Here is a 22,089-nt window from a genome sequence, read left to right on the forward strand (position 1 = left end):
TTTAACAAAATGTGTAGCAACTGCAAGTCTTGCACTGAACGCGCATGGTTTTAACTAGCGACTGAGACCAATAAATACCGGGTTTGTCAGGCGCATCCCTATCATTCCCGTGGTGGGCAGTACCAGAAAAATACGATCTCTTCTATTCAGCTGGCGCGGCAGGCCAGCTGAATAGAAGAGACCATGACGGGAGCCACTTTGGTGGTCTTAATCCCGTTTGAAAATAACTTTTACCAGCAAGAAAAGGAGGAATACCGAAGCCGTAAGGAAGGTAATCTGCATCCCAAAAAATATCGAATGTGTCTTACTTACCGCTCCGGGAGCATTTTGCGCTGAAACAGTAAATAACGCGCCCATCAGTGAAGCTCCTGTAACCAGTCCGATATTCCGGGATAAATTTAAAATACCCGAAACGATGCCTCCCTGCTTGTCGCCAACGGCGGACATTACGGAAGTATTATTGGCTGCCTGAAACAACTGGTATCCAGGCGTGAGCAACAGAATACCTGAAATATAACCCTGCCATCCCCACGCCGCCGGAAGGAAAGCCAACACCAGCGTGCCAGCAAACAATAAAAGCAGGCTGATCTTTATAGTTAGCCTTGTGCCGGTTTTATCTACAATCCTTCCGGAAGGAATGCCGGTAAGTATAGAAACAAGTGGCCCGGCGGTCATGAGCAAGCCAACTGTTGCCTCTCTCAATCCCAGTCCGAAGGACAGGAAAAACGGACCAACGATCAGTGTAGTCATCATAATGCTGGAAATCAAGAAATTGCCAAACAGTGAGGACATCAGCGCTTTGTTGTTTGTCAGGCTGATATCCATCAGGGGATTTACGCTGCGCCGCTGAATGGCGAAAAATGCCCAGCCTGCAAACACGGAAAGCAACAGCAAAACCGGAGTATAAATGGTGAACCGTTTTTGGCTTATTGTCATGGAGAGGGCATAAGTTCCAACCGACACTGAAAGCAGTAAAAGGGCAGCGAAATTGATGGGCTGGTTTTTCCTGTCCGTCCGTCCTTCGGCCACAAGGAAACGCACACCCAGCATTAACGCCAGGACTCCGAGGAATGTCAGCAGAAAGAATATAGACCGCCAACTGAAATAGACCAGCAGCAACCCGCCCAGTGACGGGCCCATTGCGGTTCCCAGGGCAGACATCGTTCCTAAAAGTCCCATTGCCGCTCCTATTTTGACTTTGTCTTTACTATTTTTGACCATCGCCATACTTACTGTTGACAGGACAGCTGCACCCAGTCCCTGAAATCCGCGCAGCACGATAAGCACCCAGATATCCTGCGCAAAAGCTGACAGGAATGATGAGGTGGTATACATAACCATACCTGCAAGTAAAACCTCTCTATTGCCATACCGGTCTGCCAGTTTACCTGCAATGGTTACAAAAACAGTAATAGCCAGCAGGTAGGCAATCACCATCCATTGCACTGATTGAAAACTGGCCGAAAAATAACTTGTGAGTGACGGCAATGCGATATTGACAATACTGGTCCCGAGTGAGGCTAGCAGGACCGATAACGAAACTACGGACATCAGTCCTGTATGGTTAGCTTTCATATTCTGGTTCTGTTTTAAAGGTACATCCGTCCTTTTTAAAAACCTTACGAAAGCATTTAAGCCGATAATGTAGAAGGTACCGGCAAGTTCTGTGAGCATTCTTTTTTGTCTATCCTTCATACACTTTGTAAATATGAATACAAATGTATGCGCATGCCCTACCCTGGTTACAGGACAAAAATCAAATAGTGTTGGACTTATTTAAAGAGATTCCTGAAAATTTCCGGGGAATAGCCGGTATGCTTTTTGAAAAAGCGGATAAAATAGGAAACATCTTCATAACCCAGGTGCCAGGATATCTGGTTAACCTGGTTGGTGGTTGCCAAAAGATAACGTTTTGCTTCGAGTAGAATATAGTCGTCAATCACCTCTGAGCTGGTTTTACCCAGCATCTTTTTGGTAATGGTATTTAATTGATAGGCAGACAGGTTCATTCTTTCTGCATACCAAAGTACATGTTTGCGGTCCGAAACGTTTTCGGCCACCAGCTCCCGAAATTCTTCCAGACGTTCCAGCTGGTAGGAGGCTTTCTCGTCGGGGATAGCTTCAGGAACATACCTTTGCCTTAATAACTCTACAAAAAACAGCTGCAAATTTACCTGTATGGCATATTGATATTTATCTCTCTTTTCCTGATGTTCCAGCAATACGGCCTTCATGAATGACAGTATCCTTTCGGAACCTGCCGGATCAGGCAAATACTGATTTTGTCGGCTGATTTTTTTTAATATCTGTTGGGCAGTTGCGTCGTAATCTAAAAAAAAGTCGTCCGTAAACTGCAACAGATAACCTTTACAGTCCGATTGAAGCAATAGTTCGTGGACTTGTCCCGGACGCATGATATAAATGCTGCCGTCGGTAACAGGGTATGAAGTAAAATCAACAATATGGGTACCTGAACCCTTCTCCAGAATAAGAATGAAATAGAAACTGTGCCGATGAAGCTCCTGCTTCATATCGCTGCCAGACAGCAGTTCACTTAAATCCCAGACAACGTATTTTCCCGAAACATCGGGTTCTTTTATACTGGATTTAATATTTCTGACAGGGATCTTCTGCATTATAGTCGGGATAGCTTACACCTTGCAAATTTAGTTAAACCGGAACTGCTTCTTTAATAGCGTATTTAATTATTTAGATATGTTAAAAACCTTCATATGCAAGTCATCGCGTTGGACAATAGCAAAGGGTCAAACACGATCTGCATAAGTATATATCCGGTTATATTGATAATTTTGCCGCTGGAGCGTAGTACAAAATGAGTAAAAAGTGTATTGAGTACCGGTACTACTACCCAAAAATTAGCCGATGATAGCCCGACTACTCCTGTTACTACAATTCATCTCACTCATTTGCGCAGGCCAGGAAAATCTCTGGCAGCCGATCACCATATCCGAGGGGTTATCCCAGGGAATGGTGTATGACTTGCTCGAAGACAGGGAAGGTTTTATGTGGTTTGCGACAAAAGACGGACTGAATCGTTATGATGGTTACAATTTTAAGGTTTTCACACACGATCCTTACAGTGCGAACAGCATTTCCGGCAACATCTGTACCGCTCTTTTCCAGGATAGCAAGGGAAGAATCTGGATTGGTACGGAAAAGGACGGTGTCAACCTCTTTGATCCTAAAACCCAGCGATTCTATCATGCAGGTGTCAGCGACGAGGACCAGAAAAATGCGGGTAACTACGGTATCATATTCATCAAGGAAGCTAGCGATGGCAGCATTTGGCTGATATCCGATAAGCCAGGCAAAGTTTACAAAGTATCATCCCTGCCATCATTTCCCAGCCAGGCTGATTTCACGAGCCTGGTAAAGCCGGTATCGTCCGCACAGGAAGGTGTGCCTGACGGACGCTTCAGATACGACCATCATGCCATTGGTTATCTGTTTTCTGCCAATCTTTATCCGCCGGAGAAGCGACAGCCCCTGGCATCCGATATTTTTCAGGGGTTTTCGTCCTATATCATCATAGAAGATCGGGCCGGTCGTTTTTGGGGCGTTGGGCAGGATAGCATTGTTTGCTGGAAAAATAAGCATATCAAAACGATCTCCTTCCCCAAAGGTGGAATAAGTGCCGCCAACCAGTTTGCCGACGGTACCATCGCCATCTGCAACCAGGAATTTATCTGGCTGTTCAAACCGGATGAACTCCTGAAGCTCGATAGCCTCACGGTCCGCAATGCTTACCTCGCACTGCCTCGGGACATGCATTCGGTAAATCATGTTTTCAAGGATAGCCGGGGCAATTTATGGGCCTCTACCAAAGGATATGGTCTGCTGAAATTCAACCCGCGCGTGAAGCAGTTCAAGTCCTTTCTGCCGTCGAAGTCACCGGCTGCACTTTTTCAGGATTTGAAGGGGGATGTATATTTTCATGCCAATTACAATCCTGCCTATCAGATCTACAAACTTGATCAAGTCAACAATTCCTTTGAGCGTTTACCCTCATGGATCAGCGGTCCGACTGTTCGCCACCATGCCATTTGTCAGGATCGCCAGCGAAATATATGGATGATTATTTCCAGCGATACAAAATCAGAGACCTGGCTCGTCAGGTTATCGGAAGACCTGAAAATGATGAAGAAATACCTACTTCCCTTCGTAAATGAAAAGAATTTCACCCTGAAAATGCACGAAGACGAAAAAGGTTTGCTCTGGATGGGGCTCTCCAATGGCGCGCTTTTGAGATTCAACCCTGCATCGGAAACCTTTACTACCTATACCTATCGTTCGCTTCTGCCCGTAAGCGGGTCGGTGGTGGAAAATTTCTGTATGTATCAGGATGGAACAACGATGTGGATCGGTACACAGAAGGGGCTGATCCGCGCGGAAAAGTTTCAGAGCAAGCCTGTTTTTTCCATTTATAAAAATAGCGCCACCGACCGGCAAAGCCTGAGTAACGACTTTGTTTCGGCGATCATCAACGATCCCCTACAGCCTGCCAAATATCTATGGGTGGGTACCAAAGGTGGCGGGCTGGAACGACTTGATAAGAAGACTGGAAAATTTGAACACTTTACAGAAAGCCAGGGGTTACCCAACAAAGTGGTTTATGGTATTTTGCGGGGAGATGATAATAATCTGTGGCTGAGTACCAACCGTGGCCTTTCGTCCTTAAATCCTACAACGCTAATTTTTACGAATTTCAACAAATCCGACGGGCTACAGGATGACGAGTTCAACACCAACGCTTACTTCAAAGGCCCGGGTGGAGAACTCCTCTTCGGAGGGATCAAGGGTATCAACATTTTTCGTCCTTCCGCTATTGTCGGTAACACCAAGCCGCCTTTTACAAAATTAGTTGGCTTAAAAATCAACAACAAGGAAATCGAAACGGGAGACGAAAGCAAATTGCTGGCTCAGGCATTGGGATATGTGACAGAGCTGGATCTTTCGCACGATCAGAATCAGATTACGCTGGAATTTGCCGTGATGGATTTTACCAATCCGGTTAAGAACCGCTATCGTTATCAGCTCGAAGGGATCGATCAGGATTGGGTCGAAGCCGGTACCAGTCACTTCGCCAACTATGCGCAGCTTCCCGAAGGCAGGTATACTTTCCAGGTAATGGGCACTACCAACGGCCAGGTATGGAGCAAACCAACGGCACTAAACATTCGTATTTATCCTCCTTTTTACAAAACCTGGTGGGCCTATCTGGTATACTTCGTCGCGCTGGCTTGTTTATGGTACCGATGGCACCAGAGCCAGCTCAAACGGGTGCGCTTGCAGGAGCAGCTTTTATACAAAGACAAGGAGGCCTCGCGACTCGCCGAACTAGATACAATCAAAACGAACTTTTTCGCCAACATTTCGCACGAGTTCCGGACGCCACTGACGCTGCTGATGGGACCGCTTGCCCAGCTCCAAAAGAAAAATCCCGACGAAAAGCTGATCCCGACGATGCAGCGGAACCTGTTCCGCTTACAGACGCTCATCAATCAGTTGCTTGATTTGTCCAAACTGGAAGCAGGCAAAATGGAGCCCAAAATACAAGGTGCCGATCTTTCACGGTTTCTGACCTACCTCTGTGCCTCCTTCGAATCCATTGCCCAAAGCAAGCAAATTAATTTTGTGAGCATGGTTCGGCCATCCATCCAGTTAGCCTATTTCGATAGCGATAAGGTGGAAAAAATCGTAACCAACCTGTTGTCCAATGCTTTTAAATTTACGCCTGAGAACGAGCAGATCAGCGTAGACGTAAGCTACCAGTACCGGTTGGGCGATGGTTCGGTTTCCTCGTTTTACATCATCGTAAGTGATAACGGGATCGGTATTGACCCGGCACGGTTGCCACGGATATTCGACCGCTTCTACCAGGCTGACGAAGGCCAGCACCGTCACTACGAAGGAACGGGTATCGGTCTTGCGCTTGTCAAGGAGCTCGTTCATTCGCTGCGCGGTACGATTGACGTGCAAAGTACTCCTGGCAAGGGGAGCAGGTTTACGGTACATCTGCCTTGTGATCTTGCGAGCTGGGCCGACCATATCGTTACAGACGCCCCCCAAAGTACTTCCCTTCCGATGATGCAGGAAGCACATACCCCTCCAACAGAACAGCCTGCCCGGGAAAACAGCGACGAACTCCCTGTGCTGCTGATTGTAGAAGACAACCTCGATCTCCGGAAATTTGTACGGAGTATTTTTGAAGGAACCTATCGTATTGAAGAAGCACAGGATGGTGAGCAAGGCCTTGCAGTGGCCATCGCCCAGGTCCCTGATATGATCATCAGTGATTTGATGATGCCGCGCATGGATGGGCTGGAGCTTTGCAAGACCCTGAAAACCGATCTGCGAACGGATCACATCCCGGTTATTCTGCTCACGGCAAAAGCTACCCTCGAAAGCCGGCTGGAAGGCTTGAAACTCGGTGCCGACGACTACCTTGCCAAACCTTTTGACACGGATGAACTAATGATTCGGGTAGAAAATTTGCTGCGGCAGCGCCAGCTCCTGCAACAAAAGTACAGCCATGGCGCTCCTGCCGCTCCTGAGCAGGGTGAGACAATGGTAGACCCCTTTTTACAGAAGGCCAATAATGTCCTGGACGATAATCTTTCAGAAAGCGCATTTTCGATGGAGCGATTCGCCGCCGAAATGGGAATTACGACCGTTCAGCTAAGGCGAAAACTCAAGGCCCTGACCGGCCAGACGGGTATCGAATACCTACGAAATTACAGGCTCGAGAAAGCGGCGGTATTGCTTCGGAACCAGACAGGATCCGTTTCCGAAATCGCTTATCTGGTGGGCTTCGAAAGCCTGTCCTACTTCTCGAAAGTGTTTCAGGAAAAGTTTGGCAAAAAGCCTTCCGAGTGGGCGCCCTGATCCTTTTCAGCCCGGCATAGAAATATCCCGGCGTGGCCGAAAGACCTGGATACGCTGGTTACAAAACTGCCCCTGGGAATGGAAAAGTTGCTCATTTGTCCAAAATGAGCAAAAGAATGTCGTTTTAGGGTTAAAAAATTAATGACCGAAGGTTACAACTTTACCGACAGAAACAAACGACGTTATGAATGAAAAAGTACCTTTACTTACTGCTTGCCACTTTTACGGTTTCCACTGCGTCAGCTATTGACCGGACCTGGATAGGAACCACCTCAGATTGGGCAACAGCCTCCAACTGGTCGCCAAGTGGAATTCCGGATATCAACGATATACTGACGATTGAAAATCCCACCATTGACCCTGTCATATCCGACGGTATAGTCGCCTATGCATTTCGCGTTTTTCTGAAGTCGGGCGCTACCTTAACCATTGAAACCGGCGCCTCACTCACCGTAACAAATGCTGAACGAGTGACTTATTTTAACGGAATAGAAATAAGAGAATCCGAATTAATCAACAACGGTACCATCACCGTTCAGATGCCTGACGCCGCTGATGGGGGAGCTGTTGGCATCGTGTTCGAGGCAGGAACCATGACCAATTCGGGAATCGTTAACACAGACGGCGAGGACGGAATTCAGTTTTCAGATGCCAGCCAAATTACCAACCAGGCAACCGGGATTATTAATACTAATGGCACTTTTTCCGGAATGTATCAAAACAACGGCGTAACAAACATTTCCAACAGTGGTGTAATAAATATGTCAGCCACTTACCGCACACTTGATCTCTTGGAAGGCACATTGTCGAACAGTGGAATAGTTAAACTCAGCACGGGGCGCGGCTTAAATTTAGCTTTGGATGCCACGCTCAACAATCTTTCCTGTGGCAAAATAATCCTGGAAAATACGGAGAACAACAACCTGGAAAATACGGGTACGATCGTAAACGAGGGGCTTATCCAAGTCTCCCGGCTGGTGAATAATTCCGGAACTATCACCAACAATGGCGTATTTAAATACAACGAGCTGAGCACAACAGGAGGTGGAATGATTACTAACAATGGTATCATTATTGACGACAAAACGGATCCCATCGCTCAGGTCGGGACGTCCAATACTTTTTCTATAGAGGGTATATATACCGACGAAGACGCCACCACGTCGGCCGGGACATTTACGGCACCCGATACGTTTTCACCCTCCGACCTGGACCCGGGAGATGTTACACTTTACGCGAAGATTGCGACCGGCGACGATGCCTGCACGTACACCGTTCCCTTCGTGTACGAAATGGTAGCACTCCCTGTTACGCTGGTTCAGTTTTCGGGAAAAAGTACAGGGAACAATCAAAACACGCTTACCTGGCTTACAGCAGATGAACAGAACTTTAAGCATTTCGAAATTCAGCGCTCATCGGATGCACGCAGTTTTGAATCCATTGGCTCGGTAACCGCCACCTCTGCAACCGGCAGCGCCCTGAAGGCCTATCAGTTTGTGGACAGCCATACTGCCGGCATGAATTACTATCGTCTGAAAATGGTGGACCTGGATGGCAGCTATCAGTTTTCTAAAATCATTTCTGTACTTAATTCCGTTGAAAACAATGTTGTCGGCAGCTTCTATCCTAACCCATCGAGCGGAAAAGTGTTTGTCGATGTGTATGCCGATGCTGCCGAAACCTGGCAGATCCGGGTGTTGGATACCAATGGAAAAGTGATCGGTACCGAGAGTCGGAATTTACAGAAAGGCATGAATAAATTGGAGCTCCCCCCCCTTGCCGAAGGCATGAACATTGTGCAATTCCAAAACAGAAAATCAAGTATCTCCAGAAAGCTGATCCGTCAGTAGGTTTTGTAGGAATAACTGGATAAGATGTGTTTGTATGCGAGGCAAAACAGTGAATAGCCTCGCATACAAACGTTTCTTAATTACCCGATAAACCAAATGAAATCCCTAATTGCAGATACAAGCCTGCGCTATCAATTTTCCGTTGGGGGCTGGGCTTGTCTCCGATGGGGACCGTGATGATTGTCCAGCGCGTCTGGGAGGCGTCGTCAAACAGTTTATAGCTTTGTTTAAGGCTCCTCCCTATACCAAAATAAAGCTGCCAGGCATTGGCAAATTGGTATTCCAGCCGGGAGAGGCCAGTCCATTGGTTGATCTGGATAAACTCGTTTTCCCTGGCTGCGGCAGACAACCGGTAGCTGGCGGCTTCACCGTTCAGTTCCAGCCCGATACTTAATTTCCTGGTGAACCGGTACAATATTTTGGGCTTGACGGGAAACTGTCCGCTGATACTCCACTGCTCACTGGGGCGGTAATCCACATCGATAAAGGGTACCAACTGATTTCCAAAAAACTGCCTGGAATAAGCCAATCCCCAGCCGGTGCTCAGTTTTTCGGAATGCTTCAGCCGGTATCTGAACCCTGCACTGTACCGAAAATCCTTGCCGCTGATGTCCTTCACATCCGTAAACAAACCCGCCTGTACAAAAAGTGCCAGACTTCGCCGGGGCGTAACTTTGTAAAGCCAGGCGCCCTGACATGTAAATCCATACAAGGGGTTGGCATAATCGGCAGGTAAATTAAACAGGTTCACCTGTTTATATCCAAGTGTCGCCCCGGCGACAATCTTCTTCTTTTGGTAAAGGGGAATACGTAGCTTAACATCCAGCTGCGCGGTGTGAGCCGTAGTATCGTTATATTTCATCCCTGCCACTGCATAATGAACAGTGGCCAGATCCCGGTCCTGGGCCAGCACTGCGCTGGCCAAAAGCAGGAGCTGCAAGCAGTGAAACAGATTTTTCAGCATAGCCTTTCTCAGCAGATACGGTTGGTCATGGTTTGCTCATGGCATTATTTTTCCATCCACCATCTCAATAATCCGGTCGCAGTTAGCGGCGAATTCGTCATCGTGGGTAACGGCAATGATCGTTTGGCCCCTTTCCCTGGCCAACTCACGGAAGATATCGAATACTACTTTGGTATTCTTCGAATCCAGATTGCCAGTAGGTTCGTCTCCCATGATGATGGCCGGCTCATTGATGAGCGCTCTGGCAATGGCCACCCGCTGCTGTTGCCCGCCAGATATTTTTGAGGCCTTTTTGCTTTCATGCCCTTTAATATCCAGCATCGCCAGCAGTTCCATCGCCTTTGCTTCAATCTGCTCTTTCGACTTTTTGCCCAGTTTGAGCGCAGGCAGCATCACGTTGTCCAACACCGAGAACTCGGGCAGCAGATAATGAAACTGAAACACAAAACCAATGTGTTCGTTGCGGAACCGGGACAACTGGTTTTGACTAAGTCCTGTAACGATGGTACCATTGATCGTGATGCTTCCCTGGTAATCGGTATCCATGGTAGAGAGCAGGTACAAGAGTGTTGATTTGCCGGAGCCAGACTTGCCAACGATCGCGACAAACTCCCCTTTTGCCACGTCAAAACCCACTTCCTTCAAAACCTGGAAAGTTTCCGGTTCGTGAAAATATTTGCTGATGCCCCTTGCGGAAAGTGCTGCGTTCATTTGCTGTTGATTAGATAATTATCCTCTGAGTATTTCCACCGGGTCAACGGTGGATGCCTTACGGGCTGGCAGATAACCCGCTACAAACGTGACGATCAGCCCGAAGACCATGGCCAGGATATAATCGACTGGGAGGTATGAAATGGGCAGGGTATCAAAAGACGCGATTTTGAAAGGAATACGATCGACGATGGAGGCAATAATAAACCCAAATAGCAGGCCGATGAAACCACCCATCAGACCGATGATAACCGACTGCACCAAGAAAATTTGTATAATGTCTTTACCATCGAAACCCATTGCTTTCAAGATGGCTATTTCGCGCATTTTCTCACTAACTGTCATGTTCATGATGTTATAAATTCCAAAACCCGCCACGATCAGTATCGTGAGCGATACCGCAATGGCGATGATATCCCTCAGCGTATTGGCCGATTCAAGTTGCGCGTTACCCTCCTGCCAGGCCTCTGTTTTATATTCGATATCAGGACGAATGGCATCGGCAACTACTTTGGCATCGTTGTAATCGCGGATATTGGCTAGTACTTCCGTTGCATAACTTTTGTTTTTAGAGAGCAACTGCCTTGCGGTGCTGATCGAAATCAGCGCCCGGCTCTTGTCGACGCTGCCAGTACCAGTTTGTATCAGCCCTATGACTTTCAAGATTTTTGTAACGCCGTCGGACGTGGTCAATGTAATGTTATCCCCTATGGATGCACTGAGCTTGTCGGCCAGGCCCGTCCCCAGCACAACCGCATCCGACCGCTTTTCCAGCTCCGTCAGATTTCCTTCGGTCATGTATTGGGCGGTATTGAACATCCTGACCTCGTTGACAACATCGATCCCCGACAACGTGCCGCTCACTTTGGTGACCCCGTTCCGAAAAAAGACGTTCTGGTTCACCTGCCGGGTAATGGCCACTATCTGCTCGTTCCTTTCAAGCACCCGAACAACCTCGTCCGCGTTCCTGATCCCCTCAGTATAGCTGATATGCCTGGCGTTGCTCACGCTGCGCAGCGTATCGCCACTGTTGTTCAACGGAATGAGTATCGTAGGGTCCCCTCCTACTTCGTTGTACACCCTGATATGCGCCATGGTCGTGAAAGTGATATCCGTCTGCGCTCCGTTCACTCCATTCATAAAGCTGTTCATGAAAATGTACATCGAAATGCCAAAGGTGACGCTCAGCACCGCTACCACGAGCTGTCGTATTTTGGAGGTCAGGTGTACCCAGGATATTTTGGTATTTACGTTTGCCATCTTTTTGTTTTATAAAATCCAGCTTAATCCTGCAAACAAGCCATTGCTGTCGTGCGAAGGGTTTCTGTCTGCGCCTTTTGTATCACCATTGGAAATATGCAGATGCCGCGCTCCGAACAAGAGCTTTGCGCGCGGGCCCAGCCTTACGGAAGCGCCGATACCGTATTTGGTGGTGCCGTTCAGTGATGTGCCGGTCCGGTTATCCCTGCTGTTGGGCTGAGGGAACGGATCGGTGAAATACACAAGCCCGCCGCCCGATTCAAACCATAGTTGCCATGCAGGTTTGTTAACGGCATACAACCTGGCAAAAGGCCGGATAGCGAAGCCAATTGTACGGTTGTAGTCATCGAAAGGGCAGGTGGCGCTCAGCTCCGTACCCACCGAAAGCCACCTGCGCAGCATGAAATTAAGGCCGGTGTTGCTTTGTGCCACCTTCGTATGCGGGTATTTATAGCCGAATGTAACGCCGGTTTCGGTGTAGAGGCTAAATTTTTGCTGTAAGGTGCTGTCTCTTTTTGTCAGTACCAAAGCGACACCAGTAACCAAAGCGGGTAGTACAAAGCCCATACTGGTGTGCAGGCTCAGTGGTTTAAGTCCAAGCGGGTTCTCGTACCACCTGTCTCCCAAAGGATACTGTGCCCAGGCCGGGCCTGCTACCGCGCCGATGGCAAGTATTAAAAACACGGTTACCTTTATCGTTTTCATCGTGACACCAATCATTTTTTGTATGGACCATCTCAGCTGCCGGGTAATTCAGTACCCTGCTTTTTGTTTTGGTCTTTGGGTAAAAGTATGATATCCTTTTCGGTGAGGCCTGCTTTGACTTCCACCCAACTGCCCGCCTTCTGACCCGTCCTGACCGCCCGCTCGGTACCGTCCCGCAGTTGTACAAACTGGCCTCTTACCAGGGCCGACGACGGGATCACCAGCACCGGCCTGGCAGCTTCCTGGATGATATTGGCCTGCAGCTGGGTGCCCGACAGCAGCAGTGGCGGCGTACTTACAAACCCCGCTTCCACCGAATAAGACTGTGCCGTCTGGTCGAAAGCGGGTAATATCCTGGTGATGACCGCCGTGAAAGTAGTGTCAGGAAAGTTATTCATTTGCACTACTGCTTTTTGTCCCACGTGCACCCCGGCAATATCGTCCTCGGCAACAAAGAGTTTTATGATGTAACTGCCACTACCGATCCGGGCAATCACCTCCCCTTTCCGCACCAGTTCCCCTTTCTTTTTGAGTACATCCAATACCACACCCGGTTTATCCGTGCCGATGACGTAGTCGCTCAGCACCGCCTGCTGGGTTTTCACCTGCTGCAGACTTTTTTCGGCATTCAGGCGCAGTGCATCCTGTACCTGGCCATAATTCTTCTCCAACGCCAGCAGGTTGCCCTTTGAGGTTTTATATTGTAAGGCAGCCTTTTCGTATTCCAGCTGCGATGCCGAATTTTTGCTACGCAGCGCTGCATATCGCTCATAATTGAGCTGATCCTGGTCGAGCTGGGCCCTTGCAACGCCGAGCTGGGCGCGTAGCTCCGACAGCTGTGGTGCGCTGGGTGCGGCATTTTGCCTGGCATCGTTGTAAACGATCTTTGCCTCCTGCAATTGGTTATTGGCTACATCACTTTTGATCCTGACCAGGATTTGCCCGGCAGTCAGGTTATCTCCCTCGCGCATGTTCATTTCCAGGATCGTACCTTCTGCCGTAGCGGCAATTACGTATTCATCTTCCTGTTCCAGGTGACCACTGGCAAAAACAGCCTGCTGCAGGGTTTTCCGGACTGGATGGGTTTCCTCCTGCCCGCTGCATGCGCAGAGACACATCAGAAGTATCGCAGTAAATAATGTCGTGCTTTTTGCTTTCATTAATTATCATATTAAAGTTTTGTCCGCAGGTAACGCCTGTATCCGCTGATGCAATGGTTACTGAGGTTTTGCATGTACTGATTTTGGACAAGCAGCAGGTCCTGGAATTTATCGAGGCGTTCGTCCAGGCCAATGATGCCGCTTTTGTACCGATCACTAGTATACGCATCACTGCTTCTTTGAAGACGCAGGATATCTTCCTGCTGTTTTAAGTCTGCCAGACTCTGAAAGTATTGAATTTCAAGGTTTTCATCCTCCTCCCGGGTTACACGAACCTCGTTATCCAATAGCCTTTGCTGCTGATGGAGCTGTATTTGCGCCTGCGTGATTTTTTCCCTGGCCGACATACCATTGAAAACAGGGATACTGAGCTTGACACCCCAGAACTGCTGAGGCAGGTTGCTGGCGGCCGAGAGGTCAAACATTTTATCGCTTGCCCAGTTGCGGTTGAACTGATAGCCGATGGAGAGACTGGGATATAAAACCGCCTTGCTTTGGACCAGCTGGCGCTCGTTCAGTTGCAGCTGCGCCTGCTGAACCTGTACCTGGGGATGCGTGAGGTTTTCGCCTGCTTCTACTCCGCCAAAAGGCTGCGGCGCAGATAGCCCGCCTAAAAGGCTGACAGGCTCAGAGGTGTTCAGTTGAGACTGTAACTGGTTGTAGAGCTGAGCCAGGGACGACGTAAGGCTGCTTTCCTGCTGCATGGCCTGAATATGCTGAATTTTACTACGGTTCAGGTTTTCTTGGGTAAATATCCCGGCCTCATACTTGTCCTTTGCAATACGAAAAATGCTGTCCGATGCAGCAACATTGTCCCTGGCAATGCTTATGTACTTCTCGGTTAACAGAATGGAATAATAGGTTTGGGCAAGTTGGTTATATACCTGAAACCGTGCGTTGCGGGTATTAGCCTCACTCAGTTTTTGTGCAGCCCGGGAGGTTTTTACATCAAACCATTTCTGGAAATTGAGCACCTCCCAGCTAACCTGTATGCCCGTGCTGTACAGATATTGCCTGCCAAAGGTATACTCATTGAAAGTGCCCGCAGGTGCCGCCGGGTTGAACAGATTTGCCGGAACCAGTGTAGGTTGCAGGGTAATGTTGTCATTAAACCCGGCCGAAGCATTCACAGCCGGAAGCAAGGCCCCTTTGGCAGCCGCGTTTTTGGAGGCCGCCACCCGCTGCTGATCCCTCGCGTTTTGTATACTCACCGCATTTTGATCCGCATAGCTGAACACCTCTTCCAGTGAGCCAAACCTGATCTGAGCCCGGCTGTGGTAATAGCACGAAAAAATCAGAAATAGTGTAAGTATGGGTTTTATATTCATCATCGTCAATAAGCTGCTTGGCTTTACAGCTGCAAAATTGACGTGTGCGCAACGCCGCTGAAACTGTTCTCCCTCCAAAGCGGGCAAAGAACACAGTAAGGCGGGCAGGGAACGGACGCTATTGATTGTTTGTTTACCCAACGTTAGCCTGTATCATCATCAGCTAAAATTATTTGACCTCCCCCAAACTCCCTGCCCATGTTACGATGGTACCCCAACCACGGCGGGAGGGTTTACCAACAAACAACCTTTATTTGACGTCGTAATCGTGTTCAAAGTCCGCGTTATGCGCGTAGTCAAAGTTATGTTGTACATCATGATTATGTTGAAAGTCATACTGATGGGTATAATCAAGATTATGCTGTAAGTCAAATTGATGGGCATAGTCAAACTGATGCTGCACGTCGAATGAATGCTGGACGTCAAACTGGTGCTGTACATCAAACTGATGTTGTATGTCAAACTGGTGCGCTACATCAAACTGATGCTGCGCCCGGAGCCCGTATGGAGTTTGCATGGCATGCTGACAATTCATCCTATGCTGGCAAGCCATTTTGTGCTGGCAATCCATCCTATGTTGGCAATCTACTCTATGCGAGCATGCAACCTGGTGCTGACAATTAACAGTATGCGAACAGGTTACCTGATGCTGGCAATTCATTGTGTGCGAGCAAGTCACCTTATGCTGACAGCTCACCGTGTGTGAACACGCCACTTTATGATTACAGGCGGTCCTATGCGTACAGGCAATTCGTTCAACTGGCTTATTGGTCGGTTTCTGATCCGAACGGCTATCTGAGAACTTTGTTTTTGGAGCATAAGTTACCTGATAAGTTTCCGCTTCATCGTCCTCATCCACTGTCACTGTTTCAAACATTGAATCAGCCCCTTTGGTGTAAAATCTGTTACCGTCCTCCGTTTTTGCGTACTTAAACCCCGCAACAGAAAGCGAATTTTTGACCTTCAGGTATCTTTCTTTCGAATTGGTAACCAAATGTAAAAAAGAAACACCCTTAAAACTGCGTACTTTAATGGACAATACTTCACCGTCGGCTTTAAGCCTGAATTCCACAACGCCCTTATCTTCATAGCCTTCAAAACCTAAATTAAACATGTAAGTAGTCAATTTCTCCACATCAAAGGTGCATATCTTCTCCATATCCCGAATGCTAACAAAAGAGTCGGAATTGGACTGCGCAATAACACTTGATTGCACTATGTTAAGAAAAACAAGGGTAAAAAGTACTTTCATCACTTTTAATAAATATTAGAAACCGGAGCATTATGCAGGAATACAAGCAGTAATACTTTTCTCATGTGCTACCTATTTTTTTGAATTTACTGTTGCTAAACGTCTTTTCCTTTTCAAATTTTCAATGTCATCAAAATTAACAAAGATATCCCCAGAGATGTATTCCAAAATATCATCAGGCTTGTGTTTTCCGATTCCTACCTCGGTTTTTTTATCTGAATTGACGTACCACTGAACTCCTTCTTCTATGACGTCAGCCCGGTAACCGGAATTAAACAATGATCTGGCTATGCCATTTATTCGCCTTTGATTTTTCGTTTCGATAGTTAAGAATTGCGCATTTTTATTATCATGATCGACATGAATGAGGTACTCCTCCCCTCCTCCTACATATCTCTCGCCATCCAGATTATCATCTATAAAACCATTTGCTTCAAAATAGGCCATACGCTGCGTGTGGTCCATACAGACTAGTTTTTCTATCTCTTCAATGGTGTATGGGCCTGCGGTAGCTCCCAACGGGCGACTGCTCACCGCTTTCCTTAACCATGACATCGCATCTGCATCAGTTGGCTCATATCGTAAACTTGTTTCAAAATCCCTAACGGACAAATGGAATTCGTTCTTACGATAATAACAAATCCCCCGGTATTTGTAAGCAGTCGGATCCGTAGGTTTTATTTTTATCATGGCATTACAATCAATGATACCCAAGTCATATTTATCTAGTTTATGCGCATAGAGTTGAGTTCTGAATAAGTAAGCGTTATAAACCATCTCGTTGTCCTCTTCATAGAGTTTACTTTTATTTTGAATAGCATGGGTCAAATCTTGTAATGATAAGGTATATTCACCCAACTCTTTATGACATAAACCCCTCCACACATAAGCCGTGATAAATTTGTTATCCAACCTGATGGAAATATTTAGATCAGCCATAGCCCTTTTGTAGTCCTTTTTAGTCAAATAGGACAGACTCCGATGATTGTAATTTTTTGCATCACCAGGCTCTTTTAGGATCTTATCGTTCCAGAAATTTAATATGGTTTCGTCGTCGTCTTTCTGAGCAAAAGCTTTCGTGATTCCAATAAAAAAGATCAGACATAAAATAATTCCACTGATTTTCATTTATTTCAATATTTTTCTTATTTCTCTATTTATTTTTTGCTTATCGCAAGCTTTATTTTTTGTATTGATGATTAATGTTATGAAGATGTGGTGTGATTTTATGTTATAAGATTTTTAATTCTTTCAAATTCATTTCATAACCAATTCAAATAAATATCCTGCAACTTCTTCGGTAATGATCCTAATGGAATACCTCCCCTTTTGGTAGTGCGCTTCGGAGCCTGCCGGGTGTAAATAGGTATAACCCTGTGCCGCCAGGGAATTCTTGATTTTTAAGTATCTTTCCTCAGTAATGTTTTGAAAGGTAAGTTTCCGGTATCTGGAGGGTGAAAAGGTGATTAATATAAAATCATCTTCATTGTCGCGTATGAAATGCTCTTTATCCCTATCGAATATAAATTCGTTTTTTAAGAGATAGTCCGATAGTTCTGACTTTTCAAAGGTAATCAGTTTCTCCAGGTCGCGAACACTCACAAATTGATCGGCATAGTTGGATTGCCCAACAGCAGTCAGCGTGATGGTGACAGAAAGCAGGAGGGTTAAAAGTATAAATTTCATCGAGAAATATTTTGTTATTTCACTACACTGAATGAAGAACTTCATCGCAGGAGATTTTTGCTGGACGTGATTAGTCCAATTTAGTCCTATTTCAAATGTGCTGCTGAGCCCGACTGTTTAGTTTCATAGACTTCTTTCCCAACACCCATAATTTCTTTCCGAACTGCATGTCACATCTGGAGCGTAAAGAGCGCGCACAAATCCCTGTGGCTACGAGGATTCAGGTCTCATCATTTCAGATTCTTCACCATTGAAACCTAAAGAACGACTATCTGGCAAATACGATACCGAAAGGTTGCGTTGGAACAAACCCAGGCGGGGGCCGGTGAGAACGTAAAATACCCGTTGATTTAGTCAAATTTGCTTCTCGCTCTTGAAATACTGCCGTTCACTCCTTTGCCAGAACGCAGCGATGGGTGGTGTAGGTTATGCTTACAAGTGTAACCAATTTTCAAACTATTAATCGTTTTAAATCATGAGCATCTTACCAAATCCCGGAATTCTGAAGCAATGTATCTTCGCCGCCTTCGTGGCATTTTCTATTTCTGCCTGTAAGGACGATGACGACGATAAGACCGTAGAGCCGGTAAAAGCAGATATAACGGCCGTAGCCGCTGCCGATCCTCAGTTCTCTACACTTGTTGCGGCGCTTACCAAAGCCGAACTTGTGCCAACACTTCAGGGAGCCGGTCCTTTTACTGTCTTCGCACCAAACAATGCAGCCTTTACAAAGGCAGGCATCACTAGTCTTAACAACTTAAATAAGGATGCCCTGACACCCATTCTGAACTCGCACGTAGTAAGCGGTTCAGTCAAGGCTGCTGATGTGAAAAGCGGAACTGTGAAAACGGTGAACGCACAGAATGACATCTATTTGTCGAAAAATGCGGACGGTGTTTTTATCAATGGTAACATCAAAGTGATCGCAACGGACGTCTCCGCTTCAAATGGAATTGTGCACGTAATTGATAATGTGATCATCCCTCCTACCAAATCGCTGGTGGAGATTGCCCAGGCAGATACTAGTTTTTCAGAACTTGTTTCGCTCGTTCTGGCTGCAGATCCGGCCGTGGCTGCTGCACTTTCATCCGCTTCAAGCGGGCTGACGGTCTTTGCTCCAACCAATGCTGCGTTCAGAGAGTTGTATAAAACAACACCGAAGGCTACACTGCTAATGGCATCCAACCGTGCACTGCTGACCAACGTCCTGCTTTATCATGTGATCCCAAGCCGCGTTTTCTCTACTGATCTGCCGAATGTATCAGGCCCTGTGGCAACAGCGAATACGAGCGCGACACTAACCTTCGATCTTGCCGGCGGCGCAAAGGTCATTGGCAAAACCAGCGGAGCGTCCACCATTACTGCGGCAAATATCCTTGCTACAAATGGGGTGGTGCATGTGATCAATAAGGTTTTAATGCCTTAACTTTAACAATCCATAAAAAGATCGGTGACCTTAGCCGGTTGCCGATCTTTTTATGGAAGGTCCAAAATTGCTAAAAGACGATGTTTCATATCCGGTACCGGTTCGGCTTCATGCTTTTACTTGGCGCGTATTCGTTCGTGAATACGCTGCTCGTAGAAACCTTTGACTATTACCATGTGGGTGTAGACAACTGGATCATATTTCTTCTGTTTCTGGTTGTCACATCAGCTATCTGGGAAGGGAACCGAATCTGGGACGGATGGCTCGCCAGACAGGATATCACCCATTTTTGGTTGAGGATTTGTTACAATTTTGCCGGAAGTCTGGTCATTACCGCCACCTGTTCGTTACTGCTGGGTGTTTCGACGGCTTACTTCACTTTGCCGGGCGACTGGCACGGATGGATTCTTCCATTGAAGCTGTTTGCGATGTTTTGTTTTCGCATCAATCTGTTTTTGAATACCATACACATTATTTTCTTGTATATGCAAAAGCTCGAGCAAAGCCACCAGGAGCTGGAAACATATAAGAGGATCAGCAGCCAGGCGCAGCTGCAGTCCCTTAGAAATCAGGTAAACCCGCATTTCTTGTTTAATAATCTCAGTGTGCTCAGCGCATTAATCAGTCAGGATGCCAATGCATCGGTGGAGTTTGTAAGGCAATTTTCAAACGTGTACCGCTACATTCTGAGAAGCGACGAAAAAGAACTGACACACCTTGCCGAAGAAATCGAATTTATTCAGTCGTACCTTTACCTGCTAAAGACACGTTTTAATTCAGGTTTAAATGTCGCCATTGATGTTTCTGAAGGCTGTCTTTCAGCCTATATACTCCCGGTATCTCTTCAAATGCTCGTGGAAAATGCTGTCAAGCACAACATTATCTCGAAAAGCAAACCCCTGAATATCGAAATTTTTTGTCGTAATGACGAATCGATTACGGTGCGCAACAATCTGCAGAAAAGGGCTATCAATGACACGCAGTCTACTCAGTTAGGCCTGACCAACATTGTGAAGCGCTATGATTTTCTGGGACACCACGGGGTAAATATTGAACATGATGACAAGTATTTTTGTGTTACCATTCCGCTCATACGTCTTCAGTCGTAATACTGAAATACGTCAGGAATAGCTCTGAATATAAACCCTTTACAATGAAGATACTCATCCTGGAAGATGAATCGCTCTCTGCCCAGAGAGCTTCCCAACTATTAGCCGAATATGATCCGGAAATCGAGATTCTGGAAGTACTTGACTCGATCGAGGAGGCGGTAATCTGGCTGAACGAGCATCCGGAACCCGACCTGATGCTGCTTGATATCCATTTGGCTGACGGACTATGTTTTGATCTTTTTGAGCAGGTGTCCGTCAGGAGCCCGGTGATTTTTACAACCGCTTATGATCAATATGCCCTTCAGGCTTTCAAGATCAACAGCATTGACTATCTGCTCAAGCCACTGGATAAGAAAGAGCTCTGCCGTGCGATGGACAAATATCACAGCCTTCTGCAGGATCGGCGGATTCTCTCCGTAACCGACGTTGAGCAGCTTCGCTCCACGATGGAACAATTGACCAAAAAGTACAAGGGAAGGTTTTTGGTCAGGTATGCTGATGCCATATATTTCAAAAATGTAGAAGATGTGGCCTATTTCTATGCTGATGATAAAGTAGTCTTCATGGTTACTACGGACGGGAAAAAATACCTGATGGAAAGTAACCTTGAAAGCCTAGAGGAAGTACTGGACCCTGCCGTGTTTTTCAGAATCAACCGAAAAATTATTGCCCGTATTGAATCAATTCAGAAAATAAAGACCCTGCTCAGCTCACGTTTACAGGTTTTTTTATCACCAGCCTTTTCACAGGATGTTTATGTAAGCAAATACAAAAGCCAGGAATTCAAAAACTGGCTGGATAATTAAATCAGGACCTACGTTATGAAATTATTAGTACCATTTTTTCTATTTCTGCTGGTGATGATGGACTTGCCAGCACTCGGGCAAAAGATTAAAGAAGCAAAAATTCATCTGAACAATGGCTCCGTGATCCGTGGACGGCTGCTGAGATCGGCTCCAGACTACCAGCTGGAAACGTACGACCAGAGCGTATGGGTTTTCACGAAGGATCAGGTCGACACCGTTTACTTTACCCAACCCGTCAATCCCAATATCCGGTATAAAATGAAAGGATTTGTCCACTATACCGAACTCGGCCCGCTTGCCATGAGCAACAGGGCATCCAATGGTGTGACTACGTCGGCATTTTCTCTGCAGGTAACGAACGGGTACAAATTTAACCAATGGATATACACAGGGCTTGGGATCGGTGCTGACCTGTACGCTGTACAAACTTTTGTTCCCGTTGTGCTCAGCCTGAGAGGAGACCTTACCAGCAAGGGCTCAAAAATTCCTTTTTATTTTCTCGAAGGCGGATATGGCATCAATGCTACTTCAAACGATGTCGACAGTGTACGGTTTGGGGGCGGGGCTACTTTCTCCGCTGGTTTGGGACTTAAAATTCTGTTCAACGGCAACACTGGCTTTGTCATCGGTGCAGGATATCGGTACCAGAGATCATCGGTCAATCAGCTGGGGACTAAAAAGCTTGAAGATTTTAATCGTCTGACGTTGCGGGCGGGATTCTCGTTTTAAAGTCTCTGTTCCCGAATCATTATTCAGGCACCCGCGCGGGATGGTGGAAGGATCAGGCACCGTGCAACGGCCCGGTTAACAGGTCGGTCGGATCTGGCAGATACCGCCGTGATGTTTTTGTCAGTAGATTCACCGGGCATCCCCGTTTTAATATCAGACAGTAAATTACTGTTATGCGCCAGTCATTTGCCCGC

At 46.7% G+C, this 22,089-nt stretch carries 17 protein-coding genes; 6 read left to right on the forward strand and 11 right to left on the reverse strand.

The window, feature by feature from the left end:
* Positions 1-207: 207 nt before the first annotated feature.
* Positions 208-1,695, reverse strand: a complete 1,488-nt coding sequence (locus tag KOE27_RS26200) for an MFS transporter (protein ID WP_215241830.1) — start codon at positions 1,693-1,695, stop codon at positions 208-210.
* Positions 1,696-1,772: 77 nt separating this feature from the next.
* Positions 1,773-2,636: an AraC family transcriptional regulator gene (locus KOE27_RS26205; RefSeq protein WP_215241831.1), complete on the reverse strand. Its 864-nt coding sequence runs from the start codon at positions 2,634-2,636 to the stop codon at positions 1,773-1,775.
* Between the two features lie 247 nt (positions 2,637-2,883).
* Between KOE27_RS26205 and KOE27_RS26210 the strand changes: the two genes are divergently transcribed.
* Together KOE27_RS26210 and KOE27_RS26215 are read left to right on the forward strand one after the other, a co-directional pair.
* Positions 2,884-6,906, forward strand: coding sequence for a hybrid sensor histidine kinase/response regulator transcription factor (locus KOE27_RS26210; RefSeq protein ID WP_215241832.1), 4,023 nt, complete (start codon positions 2,884-2,886; stop codon positions 6,904-6,906).
* A gap of 188 nt (positions 6,907-7,094) precedes the next feature.
* Entirely contained in the window at positions 7,095-8,756 is a 1,662-nt protein-coding gene (locus KOE27_RS26215) for a T9SS type A sorting domain-containing protein (RefSeq protein WP_215241833.1), read from the forward strand.
* A 76-nt stretch (positions 8,757-8,832) separates the two neighbouring features.
* Here the strand turns inward: KOE27_RS26215 and KOE27_RS26220 are convergent, their stop codons facing one another.
* The 9 genes from KOE27_RS26220 to KOE27_RS26260 all read right to left on the reverse strand — a co-directional run bounded on the left by KOE27_RS26220 (position 8,833) and on the right by KOE27_RS26260 (position 17,822).
* The gene (locus KOE27_RS26220) at positions 8,833-9,720 is read right to left on the reverse strand and encodes a DUF6268 family outer membrane beta-barrel protein (RefSeq protein WP_215241834.1); all 888 of its coding nucleotides are present in this window, start codon (positions 9,718-9,720) and stop codon (positions 8,833-8,835) included.
* Positions 9,721-9,756: 36 nt separating this feature from the next.
* Positions 9,757-10,431 carry an ABC transporter ATP-binding protein gene (locus KOE27_RS26225; RefSeq protein ID WP_215241835.1) on the reverse strand — a complete coding sequence of 225 codons (675 nt, stop codon included), beginning with the start codon at positions 10,429-10,431 and terminating at the stop codon, positions 9,757-9,759.
* Between the two features lie 18 nt (positions 10,432-10,449).
* On the reverse strand, positions 10,450-11,691 hold the full coding sequence (locus tag KOE27_RS26230; RefSeq protein ID WP_215241836.1) for an ABC transporter permease: 1,242 nt from the start codon (positions 11,689-11,691) through the stop codon (positions 10,450-10,452).
* Positions 11,692-11,700: 9 nt separating this feature from the next.
* The gene (locus KOE27_RS26235; protein WP_215241837.1) at positions 11,701-12,396 is read right to left on the reverse strand and encodes an acyloxyacyl hydrolase; all 696 of its coding nucleotides are present in this window, start codon (positions 12,394-12,396) and stop codon (positions 11,701-11,703) included.
* A 32-nt stretch (positions 12,397-12,428) separates the two neighbouring features.
* Entirely contained in the window at positions 12,429-13,556 is a 1,128-nt protein-coding gene (locus KOE27_RS26240; protein WP_215241838.1) for an efflux RND transporter periplasmic adaptor subunit, read from the reverse strand.
* Positions 13,557-13,567: 11 nt separating this feature from the next.
* Positions 13,568-14,887: a TolC family protein gene (locus KOE27_RS26245; RefSeq protein ID WP_215241839.1), complete on the reverse strand. Its 1,320-nt coding sequence runs from the start codon at positions 14,885-14,887 to the stop codon at positions 13,568-13,570.
* A 247-nt stretch (positions 14,888-15,134) separates the two neighbouring features.
* Positions 15,135-16,136, reverse strand: a complete 1,002-nt coding sequence (locus tag KOE27_RS26250) for a hypothetical protein (protein ID WP_215241840.1) — start codon at positions 16,134-16,136, stop codon at positions 15,135-15,137.
* 72 nt (positions 16,137-16,208) lie between these two features.
* Positions 16,209-17,264, reverse strand: coding sequence for a tetratricopeptide repeat protein (locus KOE27_RS26255; RefSeq protein ID WP_215241841.1), 1,056 nt, complete (start codon positions 17,262-17,264; stop codon positions 16,209-16,211).
* A 129-nt stretch (positions 17,265-17,393) separates the two neighbouring features.
* Positions 17,394-17,822, reverse strand: coding sequence for a hypothetical protein (locus KOE27_RS26260; protein WP_215241842.1), 429 nt, complete (start codon positions 17,820-17,822; stop codon positions 17,394-17,396).
* A gap of 475 nt (positions 17,823-18,297) precedes the next feature.
* On the opposite strand from KOE27_RS26260, the gene KOE27_RS26265 reads away from it, so the two are divergent.
* From KOE27_RS26265 to KOE27_RS26280, 4 genes are all read left to right on the forward strand, one after another.
* Positions 18,298-19,248: a fasciclin domain-containing protein gene (locus KOE27_RS26265; protein ID WP_215241843.1), complete on the forward strand. Its 951-nt coding sequence runs from the start codon at positions 18,298-18,300 to the stop codon at positions 19,246-19,248.
* Positions 19,249-19,328: 80 nt separating this feature from the next.
* Positions 19,329-20,357: a sensor histidine kinase gene (locus KOE27_RS26270; protein ID WP_215241844.1), complete on the forward strand. Its 1,029-nt coding sequence runs from the start codon at positions 19,329-19,331 to the stop codon at positions 20,355-20,357.
* Positions 20,358-20,401: 44 nt separating this feature from the next.
* A complete protein-coding gene (locus KOE27_RS26275; protein ID WP_215241845.1) occupies positions 20,402-21,166 on the forward strand; it encodes a LytR/AlgR family response regulator transcription factor in 765 nt (254 codons plus the stop codon).
* 15 nt (positions 21,167-21,181) lie between these two features.
* Positions 21,182-21,895, forward strand: a complete 714-nt coding sequence (locus tag KOE27_RS26280; RefSeq protein ID WP_229252995.1) for a hypothetical protein — start codon at positions 21,182-21,184, stop codon at positions 21,893-21,895.
* Positions 21,896-22,089 lie beyond the last annotated feature (194 nt).

Source organism: Dyadobacter sp. CECT 9275, from assembly GCF_907164905.1.
Taxonomy (GTDB): domain Bacteria; phylum Bacteroidota; class Bacteroidia; order Cytophagales; family Spirosomataceae; genus Dyadobacter; species Dyadobacter helix.